The organism is Rhodococcus sp. AQ5-07 (assembly GCF_009707305.1).
GTDB classification, from domain to species: domain Bacteria; phylum Actinomycetota; class Actinomycetes; order Mycobacteriales; family Mycobacteriaceae; genus Rhodococcus_F; species Rhodococcus_F erythropolis.
This window is the reverse complement of the sequence record NZ_CP046099.1, coordinates 3690764-3702977: the sequence shown is the minus strand read 5'-3', so window position 1 is coordinate 3702977 and position 12214 is coordinate 3690764. Positions and strand designations below refer to the sequence as shown.

Below are 12214 nucleotides of genomic sequence, written 5' to 3'. Positions count from 1 at the left end.
CGGTTTTATCCGGAGATGTCGAGTTCACCAACCATGTCTGATCCTTTTGGTCTGTGTCGTTTCATCCGACGATAACAGGAGCCGGTATTTACATACGAGCAATACCGGCGCAGAGAAGTTCGACCAGTCTTCGGTAAACCCGATCCGGGTCGGTGCCGGCCGGTTGACCCTCTACCGATTCGAGGATGCAGAAACCGTGCAGCGCGCTACGAAGAGACCACGCCGCCTGCTCCGAATCATCCGGGCTCAGACCGTATCCCGCGATCACCTTGTTGATGACGTCTACCACCTCGCCGACGGCGGAGACCAGATCGGGATGCGGAGCAGTGGGGTAGCGGTCGGTGATGGCGTAGAGCCCGGGGTGCACCCGGACGAAGGCACGCCATGCGTCTGCGAGCGCCATGACGGCGTCGTCGCGCGAGAGACCAACCGCGGCGGCACGCAGTTGTTCGGCGAGAAGGTTGCGTGCGAGGAGGCTGAGTTGATGGTGGACGTCGTCGACCCCGTCGACGTGTTTGTACAGGGCTGACTGCCGGACGTCGAGGGTCTCGGCGAGTTGACTCAGTACCAGAGCGTCGGCGCCTTTGCTGTCGACCAGGTCGGCTGCGGCAGCGATCACGCGTTCACGGGTAACCGGAGTTCTCATGCACGCATCTTCCCTGTATGACAGGCTTTGCGTCGGTGATACATTATCACCATGAGTGATGAAGTATCGCCACGCGTGCCGTCCGGCGATCAACTACGCCGTCGTGACCTGCGCGTAGTCGTCACCGGTGCATGCATCCTCGGGTTGACCTCGGTGCTCTATGAACTCTCAGGAGTGTCTCCGTCGACGGGTGCCTTCTTTCGGTGTCTCTATGCGCTCATCCCTCTCGGCATACTCGTGCTCGTTCAGCGTCGTCGGTCATCCCGGTCTTCGATCTCGGCGCCCTGGATCGTGAAGTCATTGCTTGCCGGCGCGTTCCTCGGAATCGATCTTGTGCTCTGGCACGAGTCGATTCATTCGATCGGGGCAGGTCTTTCGACTGTGATCCTGAATTTGCAAGTGCTGTTCGTCGCAATCCTCGGCTACGTTGTTCTGCGCCAACGGATCGGCCGGGAACTGGTCGCCAGCCTTCCGTTGCTCTTCGTCGGAGTTGCTCTGGTAGCCGGGACGAGCACAACGCTCACCGGGGCGAATCCTGCTGTCGGAGTGTCGTTTGCCGTGATCGCCGCAGGCGCCTACGCGGTCTACATCTTCCTGATGGGTCTGGCTACTCGGGCGGCGGGTAGAACGGCTCTGCCGATGTTCGTCTCGACGGGAGCCACTGCCCTCACTGCAGGTGCATACGGCCTCGTGAGTGGAACTTTGGATCTGACCCCTTCGCTCGTAGCTCAAGGCTGGCTTGTGCTGCTCGCGTTGGTATCTCAGGTGATCGGGTGGCTTCTGGTGGCCAGCGCCAGTCAGCGTCTGCCTGCCAGTGCAGTCGCCGCCAGCCTGGTGTTGCAATCGGCGTCGGCACTGCTGTTCGGCGCGGTGATGCTTGCGCAGACCCCAACTCTCGTCCAACTTGCAGGTGCCGGAATGATTTTGGCCGGAGTGGTTGTGGCGACGCGGATACCTGCGAAGAAGTCCTCGACGACTGTAGTCGGAAAACGAATGGAGACAAGCGTATGACACCGGTGGCTGACCACATCTACATCAACGGCGAGATCAGGACCATGGACGGTGCGGTCGGCGATAACGCGACCGCTGTGGCAGTCAAGGACGGCAGATTCGTCGCCCTCGGAACTGATGCCGAGATCTCGGCGCTGACCGATTCCGAAACCTCCGTTGTCGATCTTGCCGGAGCAGTTGTTGTTCCGGGGTTCATCGAGACGCACCTTCATCCGATGATGTGGGGTTTGATGCTCAGTGGGGTCGACGCAACGACGAGTGCGTGCCCGACCATCGAGCAGTTGATCACGGCGTTGGCCGCGCGGGCCGCGATCACACCAGTTGGCGAGCCCATAGGAGCGTGGGGCTTCGACGACAGCCTCGTGGCGGAGGATCGAGGTCTGACCGCAGCTGATCTGGACAAGGCATCCACCGAGCATCCGATTCTGGTGCGGCACTTGTCTGCTCACGGGATCTATGTCAACTCGGTCGCACTGGAGAAGGCCGGGATCGATGCCACCACGGTCGATCCGGAGGGTGGTGTCATCGTTCGGGACAGCGCCGGTGTACCCACCGGTGAACTGTGCGAGGTTCCGGCAATGTCTCTGGTACACGGACTTGTTCCGGATATGAACCCGGATGCGTCCAAGGTCGCGATGCTGCGGGCGCAGGAAGTCATGGCTTCGGTGGGCGTGACAAGTTTTCACGACATGTACGTCACAGCCGAGATGTACGAGGCGTACCGGCAACTCGACGCCGATGGTGACTTGAGGCTGCGTGCGCGCCTCTACCTCGGCCACGGGGTTCACGATCAATTGGGTGAACTCGCCGATTCGACAGATCGAGTTCGTGTGGGCGGCGTCAAACTCATTTCGGACGGGTCGATTCAGTTGCACACCGCTGCGCTGACCGAGCCGTACCACGATCTGGGCGGATGCCACTGCGGCGGAATGGCAATCCCGGCAGGTGCACTCGGGGTGCTCGTCGCGGAACATCACGCTGCCGGCCGGCAGGTTGCGATCCATACCAACGGTGATCAAGCCATCGATTTTGCACTGGACGCAATTGCAGCGGCACGGACGGCACACCCGGACGTCGAAGTTTCGCATCGACTCGAGCACGTTCAGACGTTGCGGGAAGATCAGATCGCGCGGATGGTCGACCTCGGGGTGGTGGCGTCGATCTTCGTGAACCACGTCTACTACTGGGGCGACCGGCACCGTGATCGGTTCCTCGGACCGGGTCGCGGCGAGCGGATCAGCCCCGTGGCGTCGGTCGTGGCGGCGGGGCTTGCCTACGCGCTGCATTGCGACTGCCCTGTCACTCCCGTGAACCCGCTCTTCACGATGAACACAGCCGTACACCGTGTGACGCGAGAAGGTCATGTTCTGGGTGCAGAGCAACGGGTTTCCGCGTCCGATGCGTTGGCCGGTTACACAAGCGCTGCCGCCCGTCTCACCGGTGAGTCATCGGACAAAGGTCGGATAGCGGTGGGACTTTTGGCGGATTTTGTTGTGCTCGAAGGAGATCCGTTGCGGAGCGCTTCTCAGGAATTGAACGAACTGTCGGTCCTGCGCACGGTTGTCGGCGGTGAGACCGTCTTCGAGGTGTAGGTGCTCGTAGTTTTACCTTGGGATTGGGTGCCGGTAGTCAACTCCTTACCGGCTTCGCAACTGTAGACGCACGTGGGCCGGGTAGCGAATTTGCTTCCCGGCCCACAGCTTTGGACGCACCAGGGGCAGTCGCTATTCAATGGTCGGACAAAGTTATTGGTGGAGTGCTGGTTTCGGAGCGTGTGAGGGTTTGTCGTGGCCGTCTGATCCGGCGAGGCGCGGCGATCGATGATGCCCGTGTCCGTGGCGTTCGTGAACGAAATGCAGCACGTGCTCGAAACGGTTCGATCCTTCTGTTTGCTCGAGGGTCGCTGTTCTCGACGAGTTCGTTCGTGAATATCCTCGGACATACCAAGAGTATGTAGAACGTGTTCTCGTATCGAGCGGAACGAATCGCCCGTTCGACGCCAAAGGGTTTTCGGGAACAAGTTACGAAGCGCAGCTAACTGTTTCTAACAGTACTGGTCAGCGCGCTTAATTCATCCGCATGGAGTGTTCGAATTCCTCCTGAACGTTTGACCAGTAAAACCGCCACGAAAGCTGATACGTGTGATAAAAATTGATCCGAAGCGGAGCAGTAGCTATGTATGAGCGAGGGCATGCACAGCGTCACGGTTCGGCTCGCAAGCCTTCTGCAACATGTTCGGCACCGATGGCGGATGTACCTGGATCTGTCGTCTTATCACCCCAATGCCCGGCAACGGGACAGACGAAATGAGTCTTCACATGCCTCGATTTTTCCCGGTCGGGGACGGACGCGAATCCCGTCTCCCCCGGCGCGCCACTGCTGTGTTGGCTGCGCTGCCGGCTGCATTGCTCCTCGCGACCTCGGGTGCGCTGCTTGCTCCCGGTAGCGCCGTGGCTGCCCCGGGCGACGACATCACTGACCAGTGCCTGGAGATGTCCCAGAACGGTGGACCCTGGGTCAAGCCGCCAGCCTTCGGGCCCAATGGAACCGACTACATCCCGATCCCCGGAGATGAGGGCACGCAGATGGCCTTCGACGTCCGCAATGTCTGCGACCTTCCCGCCACGCTCACACTCTTCAGCGAGGGCTGGTCCGTCTCGGGCGGCGGCACCGCGACAGTGCGGGGCAAAATCGGCAGCCAGGTCGGCCAGCAATTCGTGATCGGACCGGATGCGAATTCCGCGACTCGGATCGAGTTGGTGAAGACGCCTCTCGCGCAGAACGTCAACGTGATGGTCGGTTTCATGATTGGTATCCCGGCCAGCGAAGTCCTGCAGGGATACGAGATCAACCCCGGCTGGGGTCTGGTCCTGGTGGAGGGCGAGCCTGCTGTGGTCGCCCCCAGTGCTCCGACCGACTTGTCTCTGGGCGCCGCCGAGGTAGAGGCGGGTACACCCGTCAAGGTCTCCGGCAAGGCAGAGCCGAACAGCACCGTCACTGTCACCGGAGGGGGTGCCACCTGCACCGCCACCGCGGATGCGAGTGGGGACTTCAGCTGCAACCTGACTATCACCACACCCGGCAGTCATCCGATCACCGCCACTGCGACAAATGCGGGTGGGACCAGCCCCGCCTCCGCGGGAGTCACGGTCAAGGTCACGGCGAAAACCACCGATCCGGGTGGCAGCAGCAGCGGTTCGCTCGGCAGTAGCACCGGTTCGCTCGGAAGCCTGGACCTCTTCGGAAGCCTCGGCGGATAACCACTCCGCCCCAACCGGCCACTTAGAACTCGCGATGCGCGGGGCGATCTCGACCATCTCCGCGCATCGCCGGCATTCTCGGTCACCGAATTCAACTCGGCGGCTTCATTTCCCATGCCCCTTCCTGGGGCTGTTTCACCGGAGTGCACATCCGCACGGCCCGGGCTCAACCAAGCGCGTCGGATGTCCCGCCGCGAACTGCACAGGAGGAATACCAGATGAACAAGACCACAAAGGGTGCGATCGCCGCTGGTGCGGCTGCCGTTCTGCTTGCAGGCGGTGCCGGAACCATGGCCGCGTGGAACGCGTCCACCAACACCACGGGCGCCGGCACGGTGACCGCAGGATCGATGGCAGTTTCCGAGACCACGGCCGGCACCTGGAAGTGGGTCGGCGGCAGCAAGGCCGGACAGGCGTTTGCGCCCACCGACAAGCTGGTTCCGGGCGACAAGGTCGCTTACACCTCGGTGTACCAGGTGACCCTGAACGGCACCAACCTGAAGGCCACCCTCACTCCCACCCTCGGCAACCTGACCGGCTCGCTCAAGGACGCGGATCTGCTCACCGTGAGCCCGTCGAGCACCAACGTCTCGCCGATTACCGCGTCCGGCCCCATCTCGTTCACCACCGAGGTGGAGTTCAAGGCGGATACGACCGGTCAGGTCGGCGCCGCCGGCACCGCCACCATCGGTGCCGGAACGATCCTCCTCGAGCAGACGCTCACCCCGTAGTTAATCCGTAACCAGAAGAAGGTCACGTGAAGACCCAATACAAATGGGCGATCGCAGCGTCGTCGGTTCTGCTCATCGGGTTCGTCTCGGTGCAGCAGACCGGCGCGCTGTGGCGCGATACCGCAGAATCGACCGGCGGCACTATTCAGGCAGGCATGCTCGATATCTCTGCCGGCGGTGAAGGGGTCAAGCAGTTCAACCTCGATGGGTTCAAGTTGGACAACAAGGGCCCGGGCGACAGCATTCAGATGCCCTTGCCGGTGATCAACTCCGGCAATGTGCAGATGAACTACGTGCTTTCCGATGTTGTACTCAACGGCGCCACCCCACCGCCGCTGAGCCTGCGCGTGGCCAAGGTAGCCAACGAGGCGGCCTGCACCGCCACTGGTGACGTGGGCACTGAGCTCTACAACGGTGCCATGGACGGTGCGGCCTTTTCGGAGCAGCTGGTTCCGGCCGGGCAGATGCAGGTGTTGTGCCTGCGGGCCACGCTGGGCCAGGGCGCGGCAGCGAGCCAACAGTCCAACGCGACGTTCACCTTCGACGCAAGCTCAGTGAGCCAGTCATGACCGTCACCGCGAGAAGCCGGCGCGCGGGCGAACGTGCCGAGTATCGACCCCGGCACAGCGCACACGTGGAAACATCTGAGCGGCAACATGATCCCGAACAAGACTCAGGAGAGAAGACCACCCTCTGGTGGTGGACTCGCACCATCGTCTCGTGGGTGCTGTTGCTGTTGATGATCGGCGTTCTCGCGGTGATGGTCGTTATCCCTCGACTCACCGGCTCCACCGCGTACACGGTTCTCACCGGCTCGATGGAACCGACCATGCCCCCTGGCACGCTCATAGTGGTCAAGCCGACTCCCAACGAGGATCTGACCACCGGGGACGTGATCACGTTCCAGCCCGTCTCCGGCGATCCAGCGGTGGTCACCCACCGCATCGAGGGCATCTACTACACCGGGGAAGGGGAGCGTCGCATCCACACTCGCGGCGACAACAACCCCGTCGCCGACTCGTGGTCGCTGGTGCCCGAGCAGATCCGTGGTCGGGTCATCTACTCGGTGCCGTATCTGGGCCGGGTGAACTCGGTGATCAACGGGCAATCGCGTTCGATTCTCACCACGGGAGTGGCTGCGGGCCTGGCTGTATATGCCGTGTGGATGGTCGTCAGTGGCATCCGCGACAAGCGGGGCAAGGCCGATGACGACGAAAGTGGCACCGACCCGACTCTTTCCGGCCCTGAACTCGGCGCGCCGGTATTGCCCGCCGATCCATCGGCACCAAACTCCGAATCGAAATAGGACAGCAGAATGTCTACAGAACAGAAATCGGGCGGCGGCGCGCGTCTCGGGGCGCGGATGCGAAGCCGTCTGGGCGAGACCGGTTGGATACGCACCCGGGCCGTGCTCTCTCTCGGCATGGTCCTGGGCCTCGGAGCGGTCGGCACGATGGCGGCGTGGTCCGACAGCGCTACCGCGACCACCGGCATGTTCAGCACTTCGTCGGTCCAGCTGAAAGTCGACAACCAGCGGCCCGCACACCAATTCACCGAACTCAAGCGCAACAGCATGCTGCCAGGCCAGAGTGAGGCCGGGGCATTGACGGTTCAGAACACCGGAACGGCCAACTTCCAGTGGGCAGTATCGGCAACGGCCACCGGCTCGTCCGCGCTGATCGGGAAGCTCAAGGTTTCTCTACATCAGAGCGGTGCCAACGACGGCAGTACCTGTTCAGGACCGATCATCGGGACGCAGCAAGCGTTCTCCGGCAACCCGACACTCGTCTCCGGCAGATCACTCGCTGCCGGTGTTTCGGAGCAGGTGTGTATCAAGGTGACCGTCGATTCGACCGCAGGTCAGACGGAGCAGTTCAAGATCGCCGATCTGGGCTTCAACTTCACCGCAACGGGGCAGTGATCATCGCGATGGACAGCACCGATGAGGAGGTGACCGTGGGACGCAGTCGCGGCAAGGAAATTGCCCTGAATGTGGCTGCGGTCGCCGGGCTCATCTGCATAATCGCCACTCTCGCGTCCCTGATATTCGGGATCAAACCACTGGTGTTCCGCTCGGGTTCGATGGAACCTGCAATCTCCACCGGTGCGCTGGCGCTGGCGAAGACCGTGCCTGCAACTGAACTCGCTGTCGGCGACGTGATCAGCGTCGACAACGACCAAGGCGTGCGCATCACCCACCGCGTGGTCGAACTCGAATCGGCAGGAGCGGACACCGTGCTCGCCACGCTCAAGGGCGATGCCAACAATGTGGCTGATCGGCTGCCGTACACCATCACCGAGGCGGACCGCGTGTTCACCAGTGTCGGTGGGCTCGGCTATGTCGTTGCTTGGCTTTCCAGTCCGCTCGCAACTTTCCTCGGTGGCGGATTGGTAGGCGCGGTGCTGGTCATCGCATTTGGACGAACTAAAGACCGGCGTCTGGAGAATGCCCGCGCCGCCACTACAAATGACGCCCGCGTCGATGCTGACGAAACCTGCGGGGAGCTTCAGGAGGCTCATAATGATTGAAATGCGTCGGGCTAGCACCCGCATGAAGTCGCTGCGGTCGTTGATCGCCATCGGCGGCGCTGCTGCAATGGCTTTCGGCCTGGCTCAGACCGCCGGGACGTTGGCCAATCCAACTGACGCGGTCAATTCGACTGGTGCACAGGTGGCGACGGGCAACTTCTATCCGACGCCGTTGACGTCGGGTCCGATCTCCTGCTGGTACGAGGCGCCCTGGTACGACACCATCACAGGTAGGCGAGTTTCAATTTCCTGGCCTCCGGTCGCAGGCGCGACCGGCTACAAGGTGGTCTTCGTCCGGAAATCTGATCCCAATTATGTTGTTCGAGTAGATAATCTGCCGGCGAGCCAGACGTCGATCACCGGAATCACCCATGGTGATCGGAACCTGATGTACGCCCGGGTTCACACCGTAAATGGTTCCGTGATCTCGTCGGGATACAAGACGTCGGTCGAGATCACCCACAAGGACCTCACGTCCAACAGGACCGAATGCCAGGGTGGTACCGGTCCGGAGTTGGCCAACCAAGCCTGGGAGAACGTCTCCACCTGGAATCCGACGACACCGGCACCCAACGGGGCGAACCCTCTGAGCAGGATGCAGGCCGAAGCGATGGTGCCGAACGAGCCGGATGCGTTGGAGACGACCACTACCCAAGCTCCGTCCACGAGCGAGACCGTCGATCCGACAACGTCCACCGAGCCGACCAGTACAACCGAGGCCACGACCACGACGGCACCGAGCACGACGACTCCGGCACCGACCACCCCGGAAACCACGTCGCCGGAGACCACTCCCTCGGCGGATCCGAAGCCGGTTCTGACGGACACAGTCGAGAGTGGCGGCCTCACCGGCGGCTGGACTGCGGGTGGTAACAAGGTTGCAGTGGTCGACGCCAACGGCAACGAACTCGCAAGTGGCCGTGTCGAATCGGGTTCCACTCTGCACTGGTACGACGGCCAGTTGTGGATTGTCGGGGCAACCGAGGTCTACCGCATCATGGAGTCGCCGCAGGACGGCACGTGGAAGTTCTACAAGGACAGCGGGCAGAACATGCCTGACTTCGCGTAGCAGCTGATCACTCGATCTCTCGCCTGTGCCCCCGAGTCTCCGGATCCGGGGGCACAGGCGTGGATCCGCATGCTCTGATCGTGTCGGGCAACAGGTAACCGGCCGGTCGCTCGCTGGTGAGGTTTCGGCGATTCGGGAACGGGATAAGCAACTGCAGGTGGCGACGACGTGTAGAGGTGTCAAGAGTGCTCGTACGGAATTGGTATTCCTTCAGGTCTCGAGCTATCTTACTGCAAAGTAAGTTTCGTGTCGGCAATCGATCGGGGCGATTGCCGACCTGAGTACGAGGACCGATATGCGGTTAAACCTGGGGGCCGTAGTTCGGCGACGTCATTGGGCGCGAGACGTATTGGCAGCCACGGCGGCATGTGCGCTGGCGATGTCCGCGTTGCTGTCGGTCCAGATATCGGCGTCGGCGTCCGAACTGCACGAGTATGTGAATTTGCCCCTTGTGAATCGCAGTGCCGAACACGGTCCGGGCGGTGTCCATCCCGCGTTGCCGACTGATCTCGGCACCTTGCAGGCCCTTGTGGAAGAAGCCCGCGCCAGTGGTCGCAGTCCGGAATCCTATGCGGCCTTGCTGTTTCAGTATCGATTGGTCGCTGCCACGGAAGCCGCCGGAATCGATCTCTCATCGTGGAATCCGCGCGCCGGAGTGTCGGCTAATCGCACGAACCTGGTGAAGTCGTACCGCTACTACGAGGATCTGCAACTCGGTCACCCGGAACTGCAGTGGGCGGGCATGGGCGGACAGGTAGGCGCGGACTTCGGCGGGGGACTGATCGACTTCGAACTGATGGCGGACGTGTACTCGTTTCCGAATCTCCAGCAGGTTGCCAATTCGATAGCTTCTCAGGTCACGGATCAGGTTGGCGTGCAAGCGCTGAACCAATTGCCGGCAGGGCTGCGCGCACTCGCGGCGGTGGGCAGGAACGTCACGGCGGACGACTTGGATTATGTGCTGGGGATGATCCTGGTGATGCAGAAGAACATCTTCTCGGATCTGATGCCGATGCATCAGGCGTACGTGGATGAAGGACTTTCGGCGCTGGAGGAAATGCAGCACGCGGGATTGTTCGGCCACGACGTCATGGACGCCTGGCGCGATGTCGCGTCCGGCGATCCGAATCGGATCGCACTGGGGAACGTTGCGCTGCTCCAACGTGAGCAAGGGGTGATCATCCGCGACCAGTGGGATACCGTGCGCGCCTACAAAGGTGATGTGGGAGAAGCGATCACCTACGCATCGACCGTTGCCGGCTCGCCCTCGGTCGCCGGCGTGGTCCCGCCTCGCTCGTTCCGGCCCCTCGAGTTCACGACGACACTTGCTGACGGACGCACCGCGAACGTGACGATGCCACTGCCGGATTGGAACTGGTCGGTGTACGGGGACCGGTGGGACTACATCACCTCACAGCTATTGCCGAAGTACCGAGCGATGGTCGAAGAAGATTGGCCACGGCTCGTAGCGACATTGAGTGTTCCCTACGAAATTCAATTGGAGAGCCACCGCCCGATGATGACCCTCCCACAAACTCTCGAATCTGCCCTCTCCAGTTGAAAGTGACGGTTCAGTGATGTCGTCGGCCACATTCCGAAGGTTGGCGCCGCTGGTAGCGCTGACCGTTGCGCTGGTCCTGCCAGCAACGGCTGGAGCTGAGGTGCCAGACAGTGATGTCCCGAAAGACGTGCAAACTCCTGTATCCGAGGAGTTTCGGACCGACACCCCAACACTGGGAGAGGTATTCAACGGGTTCACCGTCGGTGCTCTCAGTTCAGGGGAGTTCGCATCCGAAGAGGAGATTTTCACTGCTCTCACCGCCGATGATCCGTTTTACGACGAGCCGGTGTTGACCGGCGCCGAGCGTCCCGGTGATCTCGTGAAGTCGAAGAAGGTGGATGTACTGTTCACCGGATACAAACCGGGACAGCTCGACGCCTACAAGATCATGTATGTCACAACCGGAATCGACTGTTCGACGCCGGTAGTGAGCACTGGAATCATGATGATCCCGATCGACGGAACGCCGGCGTCGGAGAAGAAGATCATCAGCTATCAGGAGGCCAACGACAGCGTCGGCGGCTACTGTCATCCGACTTCACACTGGACCGGCGGCGATCCGCTGGACGGCGCCTCCTGGTCGGCCTTGGGTCCACTGGCGCTGATGTTCGGAAAAGGCTATGCCGTAGTGATTTCCGACGTCGGGAACAACGGAGACCGTGATCCCCACGGTGTCTTCGCGGGTAAGTTCGCCGGGCACGCCCAGTTGGATGCAGTGCGCGCAGCATTTCACCTGCAGGATTCCGAGCTGAATCCGGAGGCGGAGATTGCGTTGTTCGGAATCGCTGGTGGTGGAGTCGGTTCGGCATTCGCCGCAGAATCTGCGCAGTCCTACGCGCCGGAACTCGATATCGTCTCGACAGTCCTCGAGGGCATGGTGATCAAGCCCCGAACATTCATGGAGACAACAGATTCCTCGGTCGGCGCAGGCTTCGGATTTGCGACGCTCCTCGGTCTCGAACCGTGGTATCCCGAGATGAAGTTGAACGACAAGCTCAATCCCGTGGGCCGAGCGATTGCCGACGTGTACCGGGGTGAGTGCCAGATGCCGGCGTACTTCACGCTTCCGTTCGTGCCGTTGGCAAGCCTTTTCGAGCCGGGAATCGATCCGATCACAGAACCCAGCTTCCAGCGTGCGTACGACGACAACGTATTGGGTCACGGTGCTCCGGCGTCGAAGGTATTGATAACTTCGTGTGCAAAGGACGACTCCCCGATGTCACTTGTACCGGCAGCTGATGCGCGAGAACTGGCGGACACGTACAGAAGCCGAGGGACGGACGTGAGCTATCAGCCCACCGACTGCAGTATGGATCGCGCAGTCGCGGATCCATTCGGTTGGGGGACAGACCTGTTCGGAATGCAGACAATCGATTGGATAGCCCACAATTTCGACAACTGAGTGAA

General features: G+C 61.5%; 12 protein-coding genes. 11 read left to right on the top strand and 1 reads right to left on the bottom strand.

Features of this window, described 5'->3' with window-relative positions; all coding sequences use genetic code 11:
• Positions 1–88 precede the first annotated feature (88 nt).
• Positions 89–646 (bottom strand): TetR/AcrR family transcriptional regulator, encoded by a 558-nt coding sequence (locus GJB56_RS17110; RefSeq protein ID WP_003940110.1) that lies wholly within the window; start codon positions 644–646, stop codon positions 89–91.
• Positions 647–697: 51 nt separating this feature from the next.
• Between GJB56_RS17110 and GJB56_RS17105 the strand changes: the two genes are divergently transcribed.
• From GJB56_RS17105 to GJB56_RS17055, 11 genes are all read left to right on the top strand, one after another.
• Complete coding sequence (locus tag GJB56_RS17105; RefSeq protein ID WP_020970706.1) at positions 698–1657, top strand: DMT family transporter; 960 nt, start codon at positions 698–700, stop codon at positions 1655–1657.
• Positions 1654–3249 carry an amidohydrolase gene (locus tag GJB56_RS17100; RefSeq protein WP_113682515.1) on the top strand — a complete coding sequence of 532 codons (1596 nt, stop codon included), beginning with the start codon at positions 1654–1656 and terminating at the stop codon, positions 3247–3249. The genes GJB56_RS17105 and GJB56_RS17100 overlap by 4 nt, the downstream gene beginning before the upstream one ends.
• A gap of 726 nt (positions 3250–3975) precedes the next feature.
• Entirely contained in the window at positions 3976–4917 is a 942-nt protein-coding gene (locus tag GJB56_RS17095) for an Ig-like domain-containing protein (RefSeq protein WP_037133753.1), read from the top strand.
• Positions 4918–5135: 218 nt separating this feature from the next.
• Positions 5136–5648 (top strand): alternate-type signal peptide domain-containing protein, encoded by a 513-nt coding sequence (locus GJB56_RS17090; RefSeq protein WP_175470320.1) that lies wholly within the window; start codon positions 5136–5138, stop codon positions 5646–5648.
• Positions 5649–5674: 26 nt separating this feature from the next.
• Complete coding sequence (locus GJB56_RS17085; protein ID WP_019745195.1) at positions 5675–6217, top strand: hypothetical protein; 543 nt, start codon at positions 5675–5677, stop codon at positions 6215–6217.
• A gap of 65 nt (positions 6218–6282) precedes the next feature.
• Positions 6283–6954, top strand: a complete 672-nt coding sequence (locus GJB56_RS17080) for a signal peptidase I (protein WP_223257981.1) — start codon at positions 6283–6285, stop codon at positions 6952–6954.
• Between the two features lie 9 nt (positions 6955–6963).
• Entirely contained in the window at positions 6964–7569 is a 606-nt protein-coding gene (locus GJB56_RS17075; RefSeq protein WP_021345457.1) for a SipW-dependent-type signal peptide-containing protein, read from the top strand.
• Positions 7566–8177 (top strand): signal peptidase I, encoded by a 612-nt coding sequence (locus tag GJB56_RS17070; protein WP_080945719.1) that lies wholly within the window; start codon positions 7566–7568, stop codon positions 8175–8177. Before GJB56_RS17075 ends, GJB56_RS17070 begins: the two co-directional genes overlap by 4 nt.
• Position 8178: 1 nt before the next feature.
• Positions 8179–9246 carry a hypothetical protein gene (locus tag GJB56_RS17065; RefSeq protein ID WP_230091000.1) on the top strand — a complete coding sequence of 356 codons (1068 nt, stop codon included), beginning with the start codon at positions 8179–8181 and terminating at the stop codon, positions 9244–9246.
• A 295-nt stretch (positions 9247–9541) separates the two neighbouring features.
• Positions 9542–10807: a hypothetical protein gene (locus tag GJB56_RS17060; protein WP_113682513.1), complete on the top strand. Its 1266-nt coding sequence runs from the start codon at positions 9542–9544 to the stop codon at positions 10805–10807.
• Positions 10808–10823: 16 nt separating this feature from the next.
• On the top strand, positions 10824–12209 hold the full coding sequence (locus GJB56_RS17055; RefSeq protein WP_397509864.1) for a lipase family protein: 1386 nt from the start codon (positions 10824–10826) through the stop codon (positions 12207–12209).
• Positions 12210–12214 lie beyond the last annotated feature (5 nt).